A 22,233-nucleotide genomic window follows, 5' to 3' on the forward strand; every position below is an offset into this window, starting at 1 on the left:
ATTTGAAGTAGTCATAATTCGTCCTCAATGTGTAAACACATTTCAGGACGGGACACTCAAACAAAAAAAGGGAAGCATCTGCTTCCCTTTTTGTTTATGTACGATTTGCTTTTTAGAGCTTAGAGCTCAGAACTGTTTAGGTTCAGAGCAGCTAAAGGTTTATTGCTCTTTGTTTTGCTCGGCTTTACATACAGCAGCAGTGAACACTACGTCTGTTGAGCTGTTAAGCGCTGTTTCAGCTGAATCTTGAATCACACCGATAATGAAACCAACCGCTACAACCTGCATCGCTACATCGTTTGAAATACCGAATAGGCCACACGCTAGCGGGATAAGCAGTAGTGAACCGCCAGCAACACCCGATGCGCCACATGCTGAAACTGCAGCAACAAGGCTTAGTAGAATCGCAGTGAAGATATCAATCTCAATACCCATAGTGTGTACAGCAGCAAGCGTTAACACAGTAATGGTGATTGCAGCGCCTGCCATGTTGATCGTTGCGCCTAGAGGAATCGATACAGAGTAAGTATCTTCGTCTAGCTTTAGCTTCTTACAAAGGTTCATGTTCACTGGGATGTTTGCAGCGCTTGAACGAGTGAAGAATGCCGTTACACCAGATTCACGAATACATTGCAGTACAAGTGGGTATGGGTTTTGTTTTGTTTTAATAAATACAAGCAGTGGGTTAACCACAAGTGCGATGATCAGCATTGAGCTTAGTAGTACTGCTAGTAGTTGACCGTAGCTTGCCAGTGCATCGAAGCCTGTTGTTGCGAATGTTGCAGAAACAAGACCGAAGATACCGAATGGGGCAAGGCGAATAATGAAGCGAACAATGTGTGAAACACTGTGGCTTAGGTCTTCGAAAACCGCTTTGGTTGTTGCAGATGCGTGGTGCAGAGCAAGACCAAGACCGATTGCCCAAGCAAGAATACCGATGTAGTTCGCATTCATTAGTGCACTAACTGGGTTGTCTACAAGCTTGAATAGAAGCGTATGAAGAACTTCTGCAATACCTTGAGGAGGGTTAGCACCTTCAGCGCCAGCAACCAGTGTCAAAGTGGTTGGGAACATGAAGCTCAGTACTACAGCAGTCAGTGCAGCAGAGAACGTACCAATCAAGTAAAGCACAATGATTGGACGCATATGGGTATGCTGACCTTTCTTTTGGTTTGCGATAGAAGCTGCAACAAGAATGAATACTAAAATTGGGGCAACAGCTTTCAGAGCACCAACAAACAGGCTACCTAATAGGCCTGCATCTTGAGCTGCTGAAGGAGAAACCATGGCGAGAACGACACCGAAAACAATACCAGCAAGGATCTGTAGAACGAGATTTCCACGAGCGATGCGGGCGAGCATGTTGTGATTTTGCATAAAATACCTGCAATTGTTAATTTATTATAGTGATGTATCTTTTTATGAAGTTGTACCAAATCCAACTATACACTAGCGGAATTGGCGGTCATATTAGCGGGATCTAAGAGGGTGTCTAGGGATAGTTTACTTTTAGGGTTATTGTTTGCGCTATGTGGTGTTTTTAGAGCTAAATGTTAAATAAATGTATTTTGATTGAGCTATAAATCTGCTGATTCTCATTTGATAGATTCAAAACACTGCAAATGTAGAAATGTAAACGGCTATAGGAAAGAACATTGTGTGCATAAATAACCACACCATTATCAAATTGAAACAAAAAGCCCCACGTGATTAACACGATGGGGCTCATTGTCTTAATTTAAAGTTATCTTCAATACAGCTTATAGCTGTTAACCTTAAACCTTAAACGTTAGTCAGATGCTTTTTTAAGATTGCGGCCTTCTGATTGTACGGTTTTGTACATCTTGGAAAGCTGCTTATTGCTGGCGCGTTGTTCCGCTAACGAGGCGCCATTTCGGGCTTGTTCTCGCAATAACTTTCGATAGTTAGCAAATCGTCGCTCAGACAATTCTCCACTTTCAATCGCCTTGCGTATCTTGCAACCCGGTTCTGATTCATGATGACAATCAGAGAATCGGCAATGCATGGCTAACTCTTCCACATCAGAGAAGGTTTCACTCACGCCTTCAGCGCAGTCAGCAAGTTGTAGCTCTCGCATTCCTGGAGTATCGAGCAGTAAGCCGCCCGATGTTAGCAAGTGGAGCGATCGTGATGTGGTTGTGTGTCGGCCTTTACTATCGTCTTCACGAATGCCACCTGTGGCTTGTTCAGCCTCACCAAGTAATGAGTTGACTAAGGTGGATTTACCCACACCGGATGAACCCATTAAAGCCACAGTCTTGCCCGTTTTACACCAAGGCGACAAAACTTGAGTTGAGTCTTGGTCTAGGCTATTCACCGCTTCGATCATCAGCATAGAATCTAAGCTTTGCACTTGTTGTACTTTGTCTTCGTAGTCATCACACAAGTCTTTCTTGGTGAGTACGATAACGGCTTCAACCTGTGCTTCATTGGCGAGCGCTAGGTAGCGTTCAATACGGCTTAGATTAAAGTCGTTATTTAACGAAACCACGATAAATACCGTGTCGATGTTAGCTGAGATATATTGTTCGGCGACACGGCTACCTGCAGCTTTACGGCTGAAGAGTGATTGACGGTCTAATAAACGGCCGAATTGCAGTTCAGAGTTCAAGATTACCCAGTCGCCAACCGTCATTGCGGGTTGGTTTTGATGGATAGGGAGAACGATTTCGCCTTGTTCTGACGCTAGTGTATAGCCGCTGCGATGGTGCGCGGTAATACGAGCAATGACGGATTGGTCATAGTCTTCGAGTGTCAGTTGTTGTTGGAATACAGGTTGCCATCCAAGTTGTTGAAGTGACATTGGATTAGAAAATGCGTTTTGTGAATTCATGTCTATTTACCCAGACGTGCGAGCTTTCTTTTCTTGTGAGAGCATTAAAGTCTTATCACTGCATTAAAGTCTTATGAGAGCATTAACTTCTTGTGAGCTCTCTTATTGTTGATGAGATCAAAAGAGTTAATGAGACCAAAAAGAGTTGCTGAGATTAAAAGCGTCGAGCGTCAAAAATGTTTTGAGTTTGGGTCGAATTCAAATAGATAGGACCCCGGATTGAGTCATGCTTTACAGGCATGCAGGAATTGATCACTTACGATCAATAGTAAACCGGGTAAAAGTGTGCGGTCGTCAAAGAGTGACGATAAGTTGGTCGATCGGTATTTAAGTTGGATTAACCAAACAAGTTAACGCGTTACTTTTACTGCCAGTTTTAGTGTCTTCATTACAATCATCTTCTATTCTCCTTGGTTATTAATGTGGTCAGGCTTTGAATAAAAAGCGAGCTCAGTTTAGCAAAAAGCCACGATGGCGAGAAGTCATCGTGGCTTAAATTATTTCATCGGTTGTAAATCTGATTAATGATGATCGTGATTCATCTTTTTCATACCGCTCATCACTTTCTTCACTGGCGCATCAAAGGTCTGTGTTTCACCGTTTGCGAAGGTCAGTGTCATTTTGATTTGTTCACCTTCTTTTAGGCTGCTTTTCAAGTCAAACAACATGATGTGTAAGCTACCTGGTTTAAGTACTGCTTTACCATTTGCAGGGATGGTGATCGCTTGAACTTGACGCATCTTCATTACGTCGCCATCAACGATAACATCATGAAGTTCAACCTTTCCTGCTGCTGGTGTTGTTGCAGAAACAATAGCGCGATCTTTATCGCTATGGTTCATCAGAGTCGTGAATACCGCGCTGTTCACTGCTGAAGGCGGGGTTGCGCGCGCGTACGCGTCATGAACCATAATGTCGCTATTCGCTTGAGCAAGAGGAGTGAGCAATAAGCCTGCTAGAGCAAGTGCTTTTAACTTCATGTTGTTGTCCTTAGTTTTTTGTTTTGGTCTGGGACCTGACTTTTTGTTCGAACTTTATTCGTTAAGTTCTTTATTTTTGTACACGTTGTTTCTCGTCGCTGATGACTTGGTACGTTAGCGCGTTAATGTGTTAATAGCTTCAACAATTGGCGCTGGCGTTAACGTATGCGGCACTTTGGTAATCAGCGTGCCATCAGGTTTTAAAAAATAGAAATATGAGCTGTGGTCTAGGGTGTATTCCAACTCTGAACCTTCAAGCTTGGTCTTTCTAAAAATAACACCGTAGTTGTGTGCAAGCGTTGTTGTCACATCTAACGGGCCACTTAATCCTTCCATCATTGGGTGGAAGTATTGTGCGTATTCGTATGAGGCTTCAGCGGCATCACGTTCTGGATCGAGAGAAACAAACATCGGGCGAATCTTGGCTTTTGCTTCATCAGAAATCTGGTTAAGTGCTCCGGCTAACATTGCTAGAGAAGTAGGGCACACATCTGGGCAACGTGTGAAACCAAAATAAACGATACGAATTCTGTCATCGGTTTGGTCAAAGATTTCAGTTGGCTGGTTATCTTTGCCGAAAAGGGTTGTCGCGGAGAATTGTTGTTTTGCCGCGTGTTGTTTTTGAGCTTCGTTTTGCCCATCAAGATAACTTTTAACGCCAAAGCCAAGGACAAAAGCGACAACCAATGCTAACGACCAATTTCTACTCATCTTGCCATCCTTATTGCCGGGTTTACAGTATCGACACCATCAGTGAGCTCACCGATCCATGTCATCTTGTCTAAAGTACATACAGGTAAAATTACATCACCTTCATAGGTATTATTGCCCATGTTTTTTAATTGAAAACGTGCCGAGCCCATTTCCATCTCTAAACCTATAAGCGACAGCATTAATGTGTCAGAGGCTGCGCCTTCCCACACTACTTTGATTTTGGTGGGAGCCAGAGGTTGAGCTGTCTCGCGATCAAGTGTCATCGCAACTGTATTTTGCTCACACGATGTGGTGGAAAGCATGCAGTAATCATCTAAGTTAACCTCAGCAGAGGCTCGCTCCATCGCTGATTCAAATTGCTGAATTGCTTGCGGCCCATAAAAGCCTGCCACGAGAGCGATCCCAAGAGCAGCAACCTTTAACGCAGAGTGCATGTCGTGTTCTCATCTAATTTTATAAGAGCGGCGATGTTATCATATCCCTCAATATGTGCTTGTATCAAAAAGTAATTTTGTGCGTATGGTAGAACTAAAAAAGCGAAGCCATTGGCTTCGCTTTTGTCTGTGTCATAGGGGCGTGAGCTTAGTCTTTCTAAGCACTATTCGTTCTAAACGCTTTCCAGAAGTTGGCTGAATGATTAGTCAGCGTTGCGCTCTGCAAATTTCTCTAACCCAAGGACCAGAGCAATCGCTACAAGCATCATCACAATAGCCATTACTAGCTGTGAAGGTTGAGAAGTGACGGCTTCAAAATCAAACGGTGACAAGTTTTCTTGAATCAGAGGAACTTGCTCGCCTTTAGAGTTTGTACGCCAGCTGATCGTTTCTTTCCACGGCCAAATCTTCGGCAGTGTACCGATCATCAAACCAGTCAAGAATACTAATGTGAAGTCGCGGAATGAGCGCAATAACCAAGAAAGTACGTGAGAGAAAGTCAGCAGGCCAATCACACAGCCACTAAGGAATAGGGCAAGTACATCGACCTGAAATTCTTTAACGGCACCAAGTACCGGGCCGTACATACCAATTAATAGCAGAATGAAGCTCCCTGAGATACCTGGCAAAATCATCGCACAGATTGCAATCGCACCTGCAATGAGAATATTGATACTGGTAGGTTCCATTTGCAGCGGCTTAAGCACGGTAATGCTGTAAGCGAAGGCAACACCAAGCAGCAAAAATACGAATCGAATCATATCGCGCTTTTCTACTTGTTTAAGAATATGGAAAACCGACACCAAGATAAGGCCAAAGAAGAAAGACCATAGTGGAACTGGGTGGGTGACTAATAACCAAGAAATCAGTTTTGCAAATGTCGCAATGCTCGTGAATACGCCTGCGAACAGTGAAATTAGGAAAAAACCGTTGATGTGGCTAAACGCGGCTTTGAAACCTTCACGCTTCCATAGTCCAAGTACGCTAGGGTTAATTCTTCGAATGCTTTCTAGTAGCGTATCGTAGATACCAGTGATGAATGCGATGGTTCCGCCCGACACGCCAGGGACAACGTCGGCTGCGCCCATTGCCATGCCTTTGAAAAAAGTACTTAAGTAGTTCATTGCTTCATAGAGTTGAGAGTGATTTTGTGCAGTATACAAACTTTAGTGTCAAAAAAGTATGAATATGCCTTTGGCGAGGTGCTTTTATTACCTCTTTAATTGTAAGGCAATACGTTGATGTGAACATCTGCCTTACATTTAAAATACAACTGCTTGGAGTCTTATTATTATCGGCTGCAGTGAAACCTGTTTTCTATCGATATTGCATCTTGGTTGCATTATGCAAATGCACTTTGCAATTCGCATCATGAATTAGAGGTTTTTATGCGATGCAGGGCTTATAAAATGGCTGAATTAAAGTTGGCACGCTAACTGCATTATATACATTGACCCTTCTTAAGCCGAGGGTCACCTAGCCAACTGACGTTGTTAGTGAACTTATGATTTGTTCACAAATATATAGAGCCAATCGCGATTATTGCGGTTGGCTATTTTTTTGTCTGTCGTTTGGCTCTTTATGATCAGCTATCTGCTATTAACCCCATGCTCCAAACGAAAAAAAAGCCAGTCACCATCGGCGACTAGCTTAAGCTTTTCTCGAATTAATCTCGAATCGTTTAGTACCCCATCAACTGCAGTAAATTCTCCGCTGTGCTGATCGCTTCTTTGCGGTTAGCAATGTTTAGCTTTTGGTAAAGGTTACGGATGTGAGTCTTGATGGTGGTACCTGCTACATCGAGTTCTTGAGCTATCTGCTCGTTACTGAACCCTGAATAAATCAAACCAAGTACTTGCCATTCACGCTGGGTGAGTGGGCTTGTGCGCACAAGTTCAGGAATGTTTGGGTGATTGACTAAGTTTTCAACAAAGTCTTCATCAAAGTGAACCGAGCGGCTGCGTTGGGTGGTCGAGATATCTTTCATGATCTGTTGAGCGCGATGGCGTTCTAAGTCACCTAAGCCAGGCTTGTTGCTCAACTTATCCAAGATATGTCCGATAGTCCCGCCGTCTACTAAGAAGTTGCCGACCATACCGGTTTGGTTAGTCATATGAAGCGCTTCTTCAAGTAGCACGCGTGCGCTGTCTTCATCGTTAATTTGTGTACGTAACACGGCTTCAACGATCAAGTTTCGGTTGGTGTCTGTAATCAGGTGTGAACGCTGGGCTTCACTCTTAAGGAACGTCAGCGCTTCTTCCGCTTCTTCATACTGCTCAAGAATGATGTGAGCGCGAACGATGTTTCTCCATTGCAGTTGGCAGAAGTGGTTGCTTGCCGATTCAGGTCGAACAGCCACATTCAACCAATCACGTATCGCCTCTTTATTGCCTTTTACTTGCCAAAAAAGAATCAAAGAAAGAGAAGCGTTCGCCGTCCAGTCCACGTGGTAAGTCGATTGACGCAAAAGGTGCTGAATTTGGTCGATAAACTTAGATGCTTTATCAATTTCACCGCGACTCAGTGAAATACGAGCCAACATTGAATAACTGTGAAGGTGCTTACTTGGCGAATGGTGACCAAGGATATCCAAGCCTTTGTAACAGCACTCTTCCGCTTCATCTAATCGGTTCCAACACCAGAATATTTGAGCTCTAACACGCAGTAAGAATTCATGCAGAGGCACGTATTTTAGCTGGTGTTCTTCGATCAATTTGAACGCACTGTCTTGCAGCTCGAATGCCGCTTGAACGTAACCCTGTGCAATTAAGATCTCGCTCTGTTGTAGAATCGCCCAAAGCGCTTGGTGGTAAACTTGGTACTGGCGTGCAAGTTTTTCTGTTTGCTGCATCATCGGCAGTGCACGGCTCAAGTTGCCCATTACGTGATTGACTTCACCAACAACAGACGTGGCGACAATTCGGCTACGATAAACGGTGGTGTTCAGCTGACTTAGCGAAAGCTCTGCCAATTCTAAGGCTTTTTCAGGTTCATTACTGTTAATCGCAACTTGCGCGCGTAGGGCGTTGTATTGCCCTTGCTGTTGAGTGTCGAGTTCAATATTTCGAGCTTGATATTGTGTTTCAGCCTCTTCCAATAATGTCCCTACTTGTTCGTAGCGGTGCTGACTTTGTGCTAGCCAAGCTCGTAACATGGACAGTTTAGGGTCGCTGTAAAGTTGATCCGTAGTCAGTTGCTTGATCGCCATCTCTAACGAGGAAAGCTCGCCTTGGTTGAACATCGGCCAACCGTGGTCTGTCAGTATTTGAATGATCAGTTCTGGGTCTTCAGCGCGCTGTGCATGGCGTAGTGCTTGGTGTGGGGTGTCTTGTTTAATCCACGCCTTCGCGGCACTTCGGTGCAATTCTGCTTCTTGTTGAGGGATTCGAGCTTGACGCTCATGTGCCAAAAATTCACCAAACAGGTTATGGAAACGATACCAGTTCTTTTCGCCTTCAAGCGGGTAGATGAATAAACCGAATCGATTTAATGATTCGATCATACCCAGTGCGTCTTCACGTTGTGTTAGCGCACAAACCAGTTCGTCGTTGAAGTGGTCAAGCACTGAACACTGCATCAAGAACTGTCGAGTTTCTTTGTCTAACAGGTCGAAAACCTCTTCAACCAAGTAGTCCCAAAGATGGGCTTGATTAAAGTGGGAGAAGGACTCAGCAGACTGCGCAAGCGTACGTTTTTGATGTTGGGCTTGCAGCGCAATAAGTTGAAGTGCAGAAGGCCAACCCTCTACATAGGTACAAATACTGTCTGCCGTTGTGTCATCAATACCATCGGCAACACGCTGATTAAAAAAGCGCGTCGTCTCTTCGGTATCAAAAGCCAGCGAGTCATTACCTAATTCGATCATTAAGTCTCGAACGCGAAGGTTTGCCGTACCTAGGGGGGGTGTACCACGACTGGTTACAACCAGCGTAAGATTGTCGGGCATGTGTTTGAGGAAAAAGCGCATTGCTTCTTGAATGTCATCATTGTTGACTAAATGGTAGTCGTCTAAAACAAGAAAACATTCATGATGATAGTCCGACATCTCGGCGAATACTTCGCTCAATAAAGAATGCAGCGATGAAAACTGTCGTTTCTCTGCCAGTTTTTGGGCATTGGGACAGGAGTTTTGAGTCGCTTTATTGAGTGATTGGAGTAGGTAGTTGATAAAACGGAAGGCATCGTTGTCACTATCATCGATGCTGTACCAACCCACATTCGGCTTATCTAATAGCCACTGTGCAGCCATAGTGGTCTTGCCATAGCCCGCTGGAGAACGGAACAATACAAGCTTATAGCAATCTGCGTTCTGGAGCAGATCGAGAACCCTAGGTCGTAGGATTGCATTATGTAAGCGGCCGGGACGAGTCAGTTTCGAAGGGATCCACATGTCGAAGTTTTTCACCTATTCCGTGGCCTATGTTCTGGGGATTCTAAAACCGTAAAAGAGTTGCCCAATCACATCTGCCTAATTACTTAAGTCTGTGCTTATGTTACGTGAAGAAAAATGGCACCGACTATGATTCTCCTCAGAAACCTTGCGGTCTTGCATGTTTTTAGCTTTCTACGCCCTTAATTTGGGACTTTGCTCACGTTGCGTGGTGGTTTGTGAATGTGACTTTGTTCGGTCTTACACTGAGATTTATGTAAAAGATGAGATATGGAAAATAATTTCGTGATCTCAAACTCAGATTTGCTAATCAGTTTATTCCGGTTAAATAAAACTCACATCAATTAACGTTAAGTTATCGAACGGGAGCTTGTGATCTTAGTCACTCCAACTTTTTGTTCGAAGTTAGAACATGAGAGTCAGATCACTAACCTTACATCGGTACGCCCCCTACGCCCTCTCATCTACTCCTAGTTAGTCGTATTAACGGGAGGATGTTTAGTTAATGGTGACCATGCACGATATGTCACAGATGAATTAGAACTATTAAAAGCGAGATTTCTGAAATGAAACCAACTCAGCAAAAAACTTTCGATAAAGTGTCGTTCCAAGAAAGCGTTAAAAAGCATTTATCTGCAACTTACGCAACAACGATTGAAAACGCAGATAGCCGCGCATGGTACCTAGCGATGGGGCGTGCGCTAGCAGAATTGACAACATTTGACCTGCTAGAAACTGAAAATGATGAAAAAATCAAAAACGCGAAGAGCGTTAACTACCTTTCATTAGAGTTTTTGATTGGTCGTCTAACAGGTAACAATCTGATCAGCATGGGTCTGTACGAACAGATTACTCATGCAATGGAAGAGCTAGGCCAAAACCTAACTGACCTTCTAGAAGAAGAACGCGACCCATCGCTAGGTAATGGTGGTCTTGGTCGTCTTGCTGCATGTTTTATGGATTCTTGTGCTGCACAAGAGTACCCAACAGTAGGCTACGGTCTTCACTATGAATACGGCCTATTCAAACAGTCTTTCCAAGATGGTCGTCAACAAGAAGCACCAGACGCATGGCGTGGTGTTGAAGGTTACCCATGGGAAGTCGCTCGTCCAGAGCTAGCACAACACATTGGTTTTTACGGTCATGTAGAAGTTGAATTCATCGACGGTAAAGAAGTTCGTACTTGGGTTCCAGGTATGGAAGTAAAAGCAATGCCTTGGGATCTACCAATCGTAGGTTACGAGTCAAACACGGTTTACCCATTGCGTCTTTGGGAATGTCAGGCAATTGCACCATTCTCACTAGCAAGCTTTAACAACGGTGATTACTTCGAAGCGCAACACTCGCTAATCGATGCAGGTAACATCACTAAAGTACTTTACCCGAACGACAACCACGAGAAAGGTAAGACACTGCGTCTAATGCAGCAGTACTTCCACTCAGCAGCGTCAGTTCGCGATATTCTACGCCGTCACGAAGCAGCAGGTTTCTCTCTAGAAGATCTGCCTAAGCAAGAAACGATTCAGCTGAACGATACGCACCCAACGATTGCGATTCCTGAGCTAATGCGCATCCTAATCGACGAGAAAGGTCTATCTTGGGATCAAGCATGGGAAATCAGTGCACATACGTTCGCTTACACGAACCACACACTACTTCCAGAAGCGCTAGAGACTTGGTCTGAATCGCTGATCAACCGTCTTCTTCCACGTCACATGGAAATCATTTTTGAAATCAACCACCGCTTCATGCAAGAAGTTCGCAAGATGTGGCCTGGTGACGGTGAGAAACAAGCGAAGCTTTCTATCATCCAAGAAGGTTTCCACCGCATGGTTCGCATGGCAAACCTATGTGTGATTGGTTCTTACAAAGTAAATGGTGTAGCTGCACTTCACTCTCAACTTGTTAAGAAAGACTTGTTCCCAGAGTTCAACGAAATCTTCCCAGGTAAACTGACTAACGTAACGAACGGCATCACGCCACGTCGTTGGTTGAAGTTCTGTAACCCAGGTCTATCTAATCTAATCACAGGTAAGATTGGCTCTGAGTGGCCAGCAAAACTTGAGCAGCTAGAAGGCATCGCTAAGTTTGCAACAGACGCGAAATTCCAAAAAGAATTTATGGCTGTTAAGAAAGAAAACAAACAGCGTCTTGCGGATTGGGTTCAAGAGAACATGGATATCGAGCTAGATACTAACGCTATCTTCGACGTTCAAATTAAGCGTCTGCACGAATACAAGCGTCAGCACCTAGATTTGCTACACATTCTGTCTCTGTACCACCGTATTCTTAACGAACCTGGTTTCGAGTGTGAGCCACGCGTATGTTTCTTCGCAGCGAAAGCAGCACCGGGTTACCACCTAGCAAAAGAAATCATCTTCGCGGTTAACAAGATTGCAGAGAAGATCAACAACGATCCTCGCATCGGTAACAAGCTTAAAGTGGTATTCATCCCTGACTACCGTGTAAGCATGGCTGAAATCATCATCCCTGCGGCAGACGTTTCTCAGCAAATCTCATTAGCTGGTAAAGAAGCTTCAGGTACGGGCAACATGAAGATGGCTCTAAACGGCGCTCTAACTATCGGTACGATGGATGGTGCAAACGTTGAGATTCGTGAAGAAGTTGGTGATGAAAACATCTACATCTTCGGCCTAGAAGTTGACGGTGTTGTTGCATTGAAAGCTCAGGGTTACAACCCATATGACTACTACAATGCAGACCCACTATTGAAAGCATCTCTAGATCTACTGACTGGCGATGAGTTTACTCCAGGTCAACCAGGTCTTCTACGTGCAACGTTTGATAGCCTACTAGACGGTGGTGACCCTTACCTATGTCTTGCTGACTTCGCTTCTTACGTGAAAGCACATGAAGACATGGGTACACAATACAAAGACCAAGCAGGTTGGGCTAAGAAAGCGATTCTTAACACGGCATTGGTTGGTAAGTTCACATCAGACCGCTCAATTCGCGACTACGTGAACAACATTTGGAAACTTGAAGCGGTTAACCGTTAATAGTTGCAAAGTAGCCAAGGCAGTTTCTGCCTTGGCTCAATTAGCTTGTGAGCAAATAGACGGCTTATTCAGATAGCAATGCTTACAAACTGATTGTCACAAGCTAATTGATTAGTAAAAATTAAATAGACAACTCTACAAAAATTGAAAGCGTCAGAACGTTTTCGGAGAGAGCGATGAAAGAACAGACCGTATTAAAACAAGTCGCAGAAATGGCAAATATTGCCGATAGTTACGTTAGTGCGTGGGGCGATGAAGCACAAGTATCAGAAGAGACGATTACGTCTCTATTGGCTTCATTGGGCTACGATACAAGCAGCGATGATGCACTGCTTAAATCTGCAGAAAGAAAGCACAGAAAAGATGTACTAGACCCGGTTCTTGTCTTGCGTGACGGTGAGCCAGTAGAAGTGACACTCAATCTGGGTGTGAGTGCTCGTGAAAGTGAGTTCAGCTGGCGCTTAGAAACCGAGCAAGGAGAGGTACTTGAAGGCTATCTTCAATCTCAAGTCGTTCGTGACGAGCGTGCCGAGGGTGGCCCTTTAGTGTTTGCATTGCCAAGTGATTTGGCATGGGGTTATCACAAGCTCATTGTGAGTCGTAAGCGCCGTAAGAAACCTTACGAGATGACGTTGATTATTACGCCAAAAGCGTGCTTCAAGCAGTCACCCATTGAGCAAGGCAAAAAGCTTTGGGGACCAAGTGTTCAACTGTACACGCTAAGAACTCAGCACAACTGGGGTATTGGTGATTTCGGTGACCTAAAACAGCTTGTTTCGGATATCGCGTCTCGCGGTGGTGACTTTGTTGGTCTAAACCCAATTCACTCACTGTTCCCTGCGAACCCGGAAGGTGCGAGCCCATACAGCCCGTCTTCACGTCGTTGGTTGAACGTCTTATACATTGATGTGAGTTCAGTTCCTGAGTTCGCATTAAGCGCGGAAGCGCAACAAACGGTAGGCAGCGCCGAGTTCCAGCAGCGCCTACAGAAAGCTCGTGAAGCGCACTGGGTGAATTACACTGAAGTATCTGAGCTGAAGATGAGCATCTTACCTCTGCTATTTGCAGAATTTAAGACTCGTCATCTAGACAAAAACAGCGACCGCGCACAAGCGTTCTTAGCGTTCGTTGAAGAGGGCGGTGAAAGCCTGATGCATCAAGCCGCGTTTGATGCGCTGCACGGTGAACTGCATGCTGAAGATTCAGGTATGTGGGGCTGGCCTGTATTCCCAGAGAAATTCCGTACATTTGAAAGCCCTGCGACCCAGAAATACATCAAAGATAACCTAGATCAAGTGCATCTCTACATGTACCTACAATGGTTAGCCGATTGCCAAATCAACGATGCACAGTCTCTTGCTGAAGAGAAAGGCATGGCGGTTGGCCTTTACCGTGATTTAGCGGTAGGCGTTGCAGATTCTGGCAGCGAGACATGGGCTGATGAAGGCAACCTAGTGATGGATGCGAGCATTGGTGCTCCACCGGATATTCTTGGTCCTCTAGGCCAAAACTGGGGCTTACCGCCACTAAACCCAGAAGTACTTCAAGAAACCGGCTACGACGCTTACATCAAACTACTTCGTGCCAACATGAAGCACTGTGGTGCATTGCGTATTGACCATGTTTTAGGTCTGCTGCGTTTGTGGTGGATTCCAAAGGGTGAGAACGCAACGAAAGGTGCGTACATCTACTACCCAGTGCAAGACATGCTGTCTATTCTGGCGCTTGAATCTCACCGTTACCAATGCAGCGTTATCGGTGAAGACTTAGGCACGGTACCGGATGAAATCGTAGACATCCTTGCTGATGCTGGCGTGCATTCTTACAAAGTCTTCTTCTTCGAAACATCAGAAAATGACGGTGGTTTTATTTCTCCGAAGCACTACGCGTCACAATCGATGGCAGCACTGTGTACTCACGATATGCCAACGCTTCGCGGCTTCTGGCACTGTGATGACTTGAAAATGGGTCAAGAGATTGGTTTATACCCAGACGCACAACAGCTAGAAACTTTGTTCGATAACCGCTTGGAGTGCAAGCAAGGTATCTTAGACTCAGTGGCATGGCACGGCTTCCTACCTGAAGGTGTTGGGCGTGATGCAAGTCAAGTGCCGATGGATTCTTATCTTGCTGAAGCGCTTCAGTTGCACGTTGCTGCTGGTGGCTCAACACTCCTGAGTGTTCAGTTGGAAGATTGGCTAGAGATGGATAAGCCCGTTAACATCCCTGGTACGGTCGATGAGTACCCTAACTGGCGTCGTAAACTATCAATGAACTTGGACGAAATCTTCGCTCATGAAGGCGTGAATCGTATCGCATCTAAGCTAACTGATGTACGAGAAAAAGCAGCTAAGTAATGGAGTCGAGTGGCTTGAAAAGAGGTGGTTTTTTGCTTACGCCGTACGAAACTACAACCTCGGTCACTCAATATTGAATGCTCATCTGGTAGAATAAACCGTCGTTATATTGCCCGCACTAATAGCGGGCATTTTTGTATTATGTTTTTTGGATGTTTGGTTAGGGAGAAGCGTTTTGGAACTAAGTTCGATTTCAAAGCAAAAACAAATATATACCCAACTATCACAGGCTTGCTTCACAGACCCATTTGCGTTTTTAGGGCCATACTTACCTTCTGAACAAGGTTCATTACGAGTGTGGATTCCTGGGGCAGATAAAGTCGAGTTGATTGTTGGAAAGGAACCTCGTATTAAGTTAGCGCGAGAGGGTGAAAGTGGTTTCATTCTTAAGCAAGAAAGAGACTTACGTTTTACTCACTACAAGCTTGCGGTTGATTGGAATGGAGTAGAGCAGATCATCGATGATCCATACCAATACCATGATCTGTACGCGAGTTATGAGGATCTTCATACACCGAAAGATATGTATCATCACATGGGAGCTCAGTTTATTACGCTAGAGCGTGATGGACAGACGATTTCAGGCACGCGTTTCTTGGTGTACGCACCGCATGCAACAGCGGCTAGCTTGGTGGGTAACTTCAACGCTTGGGATGGTCGTCGCCACCCAATGCAGCGTTTAGATTATGGTATGTGGGGCTTATTTATTCCTGATCTGGAAGAAGGCGCACAATACAAGTTTGAATTAAAAGGGCCTGATGGCGAAGGCTTGCCACATAAAGCTGACCCATGGGGTTTCTACTCTGAGCAGTACCCATCATTTTCATCTGTGACTTACGATCACGCTCGCTACCAGTGGCAAGATTCTCAATGGCAGAATCGCCCAGTGACGCAAAAGCGCAAAGAAGCCCTTTCATTCTATGAATTGCATGCCGGTTCTTGGAAGCGCAATGCTGAAGGTGAATTCCTAAACTACCGTGAGCTAGCGGCAGAGCTAATCCCGTATCTAACGGATCTGGGTTACACACACGTAGAGTTGATGCCGGTTTCAGAGCACCCGTTTTACGGCTCTTGGGGTTATCAGCCAATAGGCTTGTTTGCGCCAACAAGTCGTTTTGGTTCTCCAGATGATTTCAAATTCTTCGTCGACCAATGTCACCAAGCCGGTTTAGGTGTTGTTCTGGACTGGGTTCCTGCACACTTTCCAAGTGATGATCACGGCTTAGCTAACTTTGATGGAACGCCTTTGTTCCATGATCCAGATCCACGCCGTGGTTGGCACCAAGATTGGAACTCGTACATTTACGACTTAGGTAAAGAGCATGTTCGTCGCTTCTTAGTAGCAAATGCATTGTACTGGTTCGAACAATTCCATATCGATGGCATTCGTGTTGATGCTGTTGCTTCGATGTTGTACCTCGATTACTCGCGTAGCCATGATCAATGGATTCCGAATGTAGACGGCGGCAATGAAAATTACGACGCCATCGCGACCCTTAAGTGGATGAACGAAGAAGTGTACAAACACTTCCCGAATGCGATGACAATTGCTGAAGAATCGACGGCTTTCCCGGGTGTTTCAGCACCAACCTTTATGGGCGGTTTAGGCTTCGGTTTTAAGTGGAACATGGGTTGGATGCACGATAGCTTGTCTTACATTCAAGAAGATCCAATCAACCGTAAATATCACCACGATACGATTACCTTCCCGTTGGTTTATGCTCACAGCGAAAACTACGTATTGTCTCTGTCTCACGATGAGGTGGTTTACGGTAAAGGCTCTATCCACAATAAGATGCCGGGTGATGAGTGGCAGCAAACGGCTAACCTACGCGCTTACATGGGTTACATGTATGCACAACCGGGTAAAAAGCTGAACTTCATGGGCGCTGAATTCGGTCAAACGGCTGAATGGAATCATGATGATCAACTGCAGTGGTTCTTGTTGGAATATGAACGCCATCAAGGTGTTCAACGCTTAACGAAAGATTTGAACAATCTATACCGCTCTGAGGCGGCAATGCACGATCTTGATTTCGACCCGAAAGGTTTTGAATGGCGTCTACAAGATTCTGCTGAAGCAAGTATCTTAGCTCATGAACGTATTAGTGAGTCGGGTGAACGAGTATTGGTTGTTTCTAATTTTACGCCCGTTCCTCATGAGCGTTTCCGCTTAGGTGTTCCAGCCCAAGGCCAGTACTCGCTATTGCTGAATACTGACTCGGCTGATTACGCAGGCAGCGGTTTTGAGGTGAAGCAGGTTGCTGAGGTTGAATCAGTAGCAAGCGAAGGTTTGGACACGTCGATTGAGCTGCGTTTGCCACCACTTTCAACGGTGTTTTACAAATTAAACTGATAACAATCACAGTAAGTCAGTGATCACAAAGACGACAAAGGGAGCCCTGAGGCTCCCTTTTTTTGTTTCGATTTTCACTCTAAAACGGCTTGAATTTCGTTAAGTAGAATATTATACAGCACGTTATTTAAGCGTCGCTTTCAATGAAAAACCTAAAATGGATACCAGAATAATTGTGGTTCTAAAACACGTTTTACGATCGCTAACACAACGATAAAGGCGATAACCATTAGCCAAACATAATCGATACGTTTCAAAGGCGCATAGCTATACCAAGTCCGTGACTTATGTCTGCCAAAACCTCGCAACGTCATTGCGTTTGAAATCTCGTCTGCACGGTCCAAACTAGAAAAAATGAGCGGACCTAGAACCTTAGCTACGTTTTTGATGCGAGTGAGTAAAGGTGCTTTCTTCGATAGTTCAACGCCACGAGCCTGTTGCGCGTGCATGATATTGATGAAGTCTTTTTTAACTTCAGGTAAATAACGCAGTGTTAAGCTGACCGCATAGGCGATTTTGTATGGAACGCCAATACGGTTGAGGCTTGCTGCAAACTCGGTCGGGTGCGTGGTAAAGACGAATATTAACGCTATCGGGAACATACTCATGTATTTGAGCGTGACAGTGATTAAATAAAACAGAGTCTCTTGGCTCAGCGAGTAGTTACCCGGCAGTGTCAGCAATAGAGTCTCGCTGCCGATGAGCTCTGTACCTTGCTGTGGAGCAAGCAGATACATGAACAAAGCATTTAGGCTTAATACACTCACCGTTCCCAATAACAAAGGCTTATAAACGCGCACAGGCACATTGGTAAGCTTTAGCAGGAATAAACCAGTCACAATAAGCAACGCAATCAATCTCAGATCGAACGTAGTTAAAACCACAGTGACCCAAGCAAGAAAAAGTACAAATTTAGTGATGCCGTTCAGTGCGTGTAACGGTGATTTAGTATCAATGTAATTGATGCCAAATTTTACTTTTGATGCATTCATAGCGAGCTTCTCTCGTCGTCGATGAAGTACTGCATAAAAGCGTTGGTGTCGTCGATTTTCATCATAGTCGCAAGTTCATAAATGCTGGTAGTACAAAGGTTCGCACGTTCTAAAAGCGATGGCTGACTAAACACTTCGGTCATGGCTGCATTAGCAATCAACTTACTGTCTGCGATTACGATCGAACGTGTGGTGTATTCTAGAACCAAGTGCATGTCGTGTGAGATGATCACAACAGTAATGCCCAAATCTCGGTTAAGCTTTTGGATGAATGCCAGCATCGATGTGTAGTTACGGTAGTCTTGGCCTGCTGTTGGCTCATCTAAGATGAGGAGTTCGGGCTCCAACACTAAGATAGACGCGATCGTTACACGCTTTTTCTGACCATAGCTCAGAGCTTCAATGGGCCAGTGGCGGAACTTACTTAACCCGCAAAGCTCAAGAACGTTCTCTACTTTTTCTGTGACCAGCTGTTCTGCCATACCGCGGTTACGAAGACCAAAAGCAATCTCATCAAAAATCATATGATGTGAGATCATATGATTCGGGTTTTGCATCACCACACCGACTTTCTGGCTTCTTTCAAAGATGGAAAGTTCAGATAAGTCTTGACCATTTAGATAGGAAGAACCTGAATCAGCATCTATCACACCCATGATGAGTTTGGTGATAGTGGATTTACCCGAACCGTTCTTACCCAAAATCGAGACAAACTCACCCTTACCAATTTTGAAACTCACATCTTCGAGTGCATTTTTTTCGCCGTCGTAAGAATAAGTTAAGCCATGAACTTCGAGCAAAGGCTGGTACTGTTTCTCTGCTACCGGTGCCGGGCGCTCAGCAAACCAAGCTTGAACTGCTGGGCGGAATCTTTTGTAATCCAACGCTTTGAGGTTTGAAAGTTTATCTTCGTTAGTCAGAGGGGCTTTCGCTGCTTTAAGTGCAGATAAGTAGAGAGGTTCACGAATACCGTGCGTCTCAAGTAACTTGGACGCTAAGATGTCATCCGGAGTCATATCCGCGACTATTTCACCGCGCTCCATTAAGATCACACGATCGATATCTCGATGTAGAACATCCTCAAGGCGATGCTCGATAATCACGATAGTCTTGTTGGTTTCTTTATGAAGTTGGTCGATGATCTCAATCGTTGCTTTGCCCGTTTTAGGATCAAGGCTTGCTAAAGGCTCATCAAACAGCAAGATATCGACATCATCGACTAAAATACCCGCTAACGATACTCGCTGTTTTTGACCACCTGAAAGGTCATGAGGAGAGCGCTCAAGCATATCCGCTAGGTCGACCATTTTTGCTGTCGATTTAACTAACGGGTACATATCAATGTTCGACATCAACTGGTTTTCTAATGCGAACGCGATATCTTCACCGATACTTAACCCCACAAATTGGCTGTCAGTATCTTGCAATACTGTGCCGACTTGCTCGGTATAGTCGTGCATTGAAAACTCAGACACATTCTTGCCGTTCATCTCTAAAGAACCAGACACCTCACCTTTAATTGCATGAGGTATCAGACCATTGAGACACTGACCTAGCGTAGATTTACCACTACCACTTGGTCCAATAATGACGATTTTCTCTCCTTTCTCTATCCTTAGATTGATATTTTTTAGCGTCGGTTTATCCAGCGACTCATATCTAAAAGAGAAGTTCGAAAATGCTATAGTCATTAGCGTTTATGCCTCGGTCAGGTTACGGCTTTGTTTGTTACGTTTAGCGACTGATTTTAGGATCAGGAAGCCTACCACTGCGATAAGAATAGTGTTGCCCGCAGCGATGATAGACAGTTGAGTGAAGACTTTAGTAAACGGTTCTGCGTATAGGATGGTATCTAGGAACGCAGAGCTACCATAACCCACAACGTTACCCGCAAGGGCAAGTACCACGAACAGTGCAAAATCTTTCATTGGTAGTTCACCTTGTTGAAGGCGATTCTTAGTCATCATTGGGAATAAGCCGATAACCATACCGACAATACCTGAGCCTAATACCCAAGTTAACCATACCCCCCAACCTGCGAACAAATCCGTTACCCAGTGACCGATAAAGCCAACCAAGAAGCCAACAATAGGGCCAAACAAAACAGAAAACAGTGCTAGGACTGCCATTGCTGGTTTCAATGTCGTGTTAGCAAACACTGGGACACCAAACATAGGTAAACCACCAATGCCGTACAGTGCCGCGCCAATAGCAATAACGACGACTGTTTTAGCTGAAAAGTTCATAGATAACCTCGAATACTGAAAATAAAGCATAATATTCGCCATTATTAATATGCGTCTCAATGAGAACGTTTTTTGGGCAAATATAAAAAATAAGGCGCGCATTATACAGTAGAACCCTTCCATAAGGGAAGGTAAGTGTCTAGATGTCTAAAATTCCATCTAGACGCATTAATATCATGTAAAAAGCGCAATTTTATGGTTAATCAAGCAACAAAAAAGCCAGAACGAGTCTGGCTTTTTGATTCATATTAACAATGTGTTAAGCGGGGTCGTCGTATATCTACGACCGTTTAGTGGTCTAGCTCTAGTTAGTGGTCTAGATACGGTTAGTGGTCTAGATATAGATAATTTTGCCAACTCTTCATGCGAATAAGCACTTTACGCATGATAGATACGTGAGTGAAGCTATCAGAATAAACGGCCACTTCGACGGCAGTACCCATAGGCAAATGGTACTCAGACAGATCATCAGTGATGGTCAGCTTAACAAATACACGGCCGCTAGTGCGCAGTGCGTCAGTACCTAGAAGTGTGCCTCGAGCTTGAAATTGGCTTTCACCAATGGCTGGGATCACTTCATCAATGCGTCCTTTAAACACTTTTCCTGGTAGTGCTCTAAATAGAAACTCAGCTTCGTAGCCAGGTTGCAGTCGTTGTAGTGAGTTTTGTCTAAAGGCTGCGGTATAGAATTGCGCCTCAGTGTGAACAAAGGTCATCACCGGCGCTAATGGTAGTGGTACAGCCATTACACCAGGACGAAGAGCGAGTTGAGTTACGTAGCCATCGGTTGGTGCTCTTACTACCGTTTGGTCAAGATTGAATTCAGCTTTACGTAAATCAGCAAGTAAGCCTGCAACCGCTGTATTCTCACCGCCAATCTCAGAGTTAAGTGCGATCTGAGCTTGTTGTTGGTTTGCTTCGGCTACTTTCACAGCAGCTTCTGTGGCTTTGTATGCCTGTCGACGAGTATCGAGCTGTTGCTCTGTAAATGCGCCACTTTCGAAGCCTCGCTTGTATCGAGAGAATTCACGTTGTGCTTTATCTCTTTCTGCAATGGCTTTTATTTTGGCTGCTTCGGCTTCTCCAACCTGCGACTCTAGACCTAAGGCACCTTGACTCGCTTCTTTTACTTTGGCTTGCAGCTTAGCAACTTCAGCTTCAAAAGGAATCGGGTCTATTTTGAAAAGTATATCCCCTTGCTTGAGAGGCTTATTTGCTTCAACCGGAACCTCGATGACTTTGCCTCGAACCCCTGAAACAATCGGTGTCGTTGAGTAAACTTGATTACCGATTTGTGTGAAAGGGTGGTTGTAGTTCATCAATAGAATCAAAGTACCGATGAGGACAACACCACCCAGTACGGCAGTGGGGACAGTCCATTTGTTTAGTGGGATTTTGAATACTTTGAAAATCGTAATACAAAGCGCCGCGTAGGTCATTATCAGCAGTAAATCCATTACTTAGCCTCCTGATCTTGAACGTTGTTTGTCTGTTTCTCTGTGCTGTTTTGCTCAGTGCCCGCTTGCTTTAGCTGTGCGATTTCGTTCTGAAGTGCACTCACTTGGTCGATGAGAGTGTCGACTCGGTGATGAATATCATGTTGTTCTTCTTCAAGCTTAGCGAAGCCCCAGCCACGATCTTTGCGCCACAACGTAGCCCAAATCCAAAGGAACGGCCAAATAGTGTGTAAAGTGAATAGGCTAACCCAGCCTGAGACATGAATAGCATCTTGATGAGGGTGATTACGTTCTTTCGCAATTTCATAAGGAATATCGTGAATAACGATGATGCCGTAAAAGATAACTAATGCTACGAAAATCAGTAGACCGAGTGCAAAGTAGTCTAAAAACATAACAGATCCTTGTAATGTTAGATGTTAGTTACAAATAT

At 44.6% G+C, this 22,233-nt stretch carries 15 protein-coding genes; 3 read left to right on the forward strand and 12 right to left on the reverse strand.

Annotated features, from left to right (window positions below; all coding sequences use genetic code 11):
- Positions 1-159: 159 nt before the first annotated feature.
- The 7 genes from sstT to malT form a co-directional block, all read right to left on the reverse strand.
- The gene (gene sstT / locus ACED25_RS02555; protein WP_009845849.1) at positions 160-1,377 is read right to left on the reverse strand and encodes a serine/threonine transporter SstT; all 1,218 of its coding nucleotides are present in this window, start codon (positions 1,375-1,377) and stop codon (positions 160-162) included.
- Between the two features lie 412 nt (positions 1,378-1,789).
- Positions 1,790-2,854: a ribosome small subunit-dependent GTPase A gene (gene rsgA, locus ACED25_RS02560; RefSeq protein WP_102249434.1), complete on the reverse strand. Its 1,065-nt coding sequence runs from the start codon at positions 2,852-2,854 to the stop codon at positions 1,790-1,792.
- A 521-nt stretch (positions 2,855-3,375) separates the two neighbouring features.
- Positions 3,376-3,834 (reverse strand): copper chaperone PCu(A)C, encoded by a 459-nt coding sequence (locus ACED25_RS02565; RefSeq protein ID WP_017096254.1) that lies wholly within the window; start codon positions 3,832-3,834, stop codon positions 3,376-3,378.
- 114 nt (positions 3,835-3,948) lie between these two features.
- The gene (locus ACED25_RS02570) at positions 3,949-4,545 is read right to left on the reverse strand and encodes an SCO family protein (RefSeq protein ID WP_012600175.1); all 597 of its coding nucleotides are present in this window, start codon (positions 4,543-4,545) and stop codon (positions 3,949-3,951) included.
- Positions 4,542-4,982: a hypothetical protein gene (locus tag ACED25_RS02575; RefSeq protein WP_371694562.1), complete on the reverse strand. Its 441-nt coding sequence runs from the start codon at positions 4,980-4,982 to the stop codon at positions 4,542-4,544. The genes ACED25_RS02570 and ACED25_RS02575 overlap by 4 nt, the downstream gene beginning before the upstream one ends.
- 203 nt (positions 4,983-5,185) lie before the next feature.
- Entirely contained in the window at positions 5,186-6,106 is a 921-nt protein-coding gene (locus tag ACED25_RS02580; protein ID WP_041473030.1) for a DUF368 domain-containing protein, read from the reverse strand.
- 557 nt (positions 6,107-6,663) lie between these two features.
- Positions 6,664-9,372, reverse strand: coding sequence for an HTH-type transcriptional regulator MalT (malT, locus tag ACED25_RS02585; protein ID WP_029223176.1), 2,709 nt, complete (start codon positions 9,370-9,372; stop codon positions 6,664-6,666).
- 566 nt (positions 9,373-9,938) lie between these two features.
- Between malT and ACED25_RS02590 the strand changes: the two genes are divergently transcribed.
- The 3 genes from ACED25_RS02590 (at position 9,939) to glgB (ending at position 17,105) form a co-directional block, all read left to right on the forward strand.
- Entirely contained in the window at positions 9,939-12,392 is a 2,454-nt protein-coding gene (locus ACED25_RS02590; protein ID WP_371694563.1) for a glycogen/starch/alpha-glucan phosphorylase, read from the forward strand.
- 176 nt (positions 12,393-12,568) lie between these two features.
- Positions 12,569-14,749, forward strand: coding sequence for a 4-alpha-glucanotransferase (malQ, locus tag ACED25_RS02595; protein WP_017096249.1), 2,181 nt, complete (start codon positions 12,569-12,571; stop codon positions 14,747-14,749).
- 175 nt (positions 14,750-14,924) lie between these two features.
- Complete coding sequence (gene glgB / locus ACED25_RS02600) at positions 14,925-17,105, forward strand: 1,4-alpha-glucan branching protein GlgB (RefSeq protein ID WP_371694564.1); 2,181 nt, start codon at positions 14,925-14,927, stop codon at positions 17,103-17,105.
- Positions 17,106-17,257: 152 nt separating this feature from the next.
- Here the strand turns inward: glgB and ACED25_RS02605 are convergent, their stop codons facing one another.
- From ACED25_RS02605 to ACED25_RS02625, 5 genes are all read right to left on the reverse strand, one after another.
- A complete protein-coding gene (locus ACED25_RS02605; RefSeq protein ID WP_012600180.1) occupies positions 17,258-18,097 on the reverse strand; it encodes an energy-coupling factor transporter transmembrane protein EcfT in 840 nt (279 codons plus the stop codon).
- Positions 18,094-19,788: an ABC transporter ATP-binding protein gene (locus ACED25_RS02610; protein ID WP_371694565.1), complete on the reverse strand. Its 1,695-nt coding sequence runs from the start codon at positions 19,786-19,788 to the stop codon at positions 18,094-18,096. The genes ACED25_RS02605 and ACED25_RS02610 overlap by 4 nt, the downstream gene beginning before the upstream one ends.
- 6 nt (positions 19,789-19,794) lie before the next feature.
- A complete protein-coding gene (locus tag ACED25_RS02615; RefSeq protein ID WP_009845837.1) occupies positions 19,795-20,343 on the reverse strand; it encodes an ECF-type riboflavin transporter substrate-binding protein in 549 nt (182 codons plus the stop codon).
- 326 nt (positions 20,344-20,669) lie between these two features.
- The gene (locus ACED25_RS02620) at positions 20,670-21,800 is read right to left on the reverse strand and encodes an HlyD family secretion protein (protein WP_009845836.1); all 1,131 of its coding nucleotides are present in this window, start codon (positions 21,798-21,800) and stop codon (positions 20,670-20,672) included.
- Positions 21,800-22,195: a DUF3302 domain-containing protein gene (locus ACED25_RS02625; protein ID WP_009845835.1), complete on the reverse strand. Its 396-nt coding sequence runs from the start codon at positions 22,193-22,195 to the stop codon at positions 21,800-21,802. Before ACED25_RS02625 ends, ACED25_RS02620 begins: the two co-directional genes overlap by 1 nt.
- Positions 22,196-22,233 lie beyond the last annotated feature (38 nt).

Origin of the sequence: Vibrio sp. 1F263, from assembly GCF_041439035.1 — a bacterium.
GTDB lineage: Bacteria > Pseudomonadota > Gammaproteobacteria > Enterobacterales > Vibrionaceae > Vibrio > Vibrio tasmaniensis_A.

What these genes read in the sequence shown, in the direction of transcription:
- ACED25_RS02580 (WP_041473030.1), bottom strand. Translation starts at nt 6,106, where the DNA reads ATGAACTACTTAAGTACTTTTTTCAAAGGCATGGCAATGGGCGCAGCC.
- ACED25_RS02605 (WP_012600180.1), bottom strand. Translation starts at nt 18,097, where the DNA reads ATGAATGCATCAAAAGTAAAATTTGGCATCAATTACATTGATACTAAA.
- ACED25_RS02620 (WP_009845836.1), bottom strand. Translation starts at nt 21,800, where the DNA reads ATGGATTTACTGCTGATAATGACCTACGCGGCGCTTTGTATTACGATT.
- sstT (WP_009845849.1), bottom strand. Translation starts at nt 1,377, where the DNA reads ATGCAAAATCACAACATGCTCGCCCGCATCGCTCGTGGAAATCTCGTT.
- rsgA (WP_102249434.1), bottom strand. Translation starts at nt 2,854, where the DNA reads ATGAATTCACAAAACGCATTTTCTAATCCAATGTCACTTCAACAACTT.
- malQ (WP_017096249.1), top strand. Translation starts at nt 12,569, where the DNA reads ATGAAAGAACAGACCGTATTAAAACAAGTCGCAGAAATGGCAAATATT.
- ACED25_RS02590 (WP_371694563.1), top strand. Translation starts at nt 9,939, where the DNA reads ATGAAACCAACTCAGCAAAAAACTTTCGATAAAGTGTCGTTCCAAGAA.
- ACED25_RS02565 (WP_017096254.1), bottom strand. Translation starts at nt 3,834, where the DNA reads ATGAAGTTAAAAGCACTTGCTCTAGCAGGCTTATTGCTCACTCCTCTT.
- ACED25_RS02610 (WP_371694565.1), bottom strand. Translation starts at nt 19,788, where the DNA reads ATGACTATAGCATTTTCGAACTTCTCTTTTAGATATGAGTCGCTGGAT.
- malT (WP_029223176.1), bottom strand. Translation starts at nt 9,372, where the DNA reads ATGTGGATCCCTTCGAAACTGACTCGTCCCGGCCGCTTACATAATGCA.
- ACED25_RS02570 (WP_012600175.1), bottom strand. Translation starts at nt 4,545, where the DNA reads ATGAGTAGAAATTGGTCGTTAGCATTGGTTGTCGCTTTTGTCCTTGGC.
- ACED25_RS02625 (WP_009845835.1), bottom strand. Translation starts at nt 22,195, where the DNA reads ATGTTTTTAGACTACTTTGCACTCGGTCTACTGATTTTCGTAGCATTA.
- ACED25_RS02575 (WP_371694562.1), bottom strand. Translation starts at nt 4,982, where the DNA reads ATGCACTCTGCGTTAAAGGTTGCTGCTCTTGGGATCGCTCTCGTGGCA.
- ACED25_RS02615 (WP_009845837.1), bottom strand. Translation starts at nt 20,343, where the DNA reads ATGAACTTTTCAGCTAAAACAGTCGTCGTTATTGCTATTGGCGCGGCA.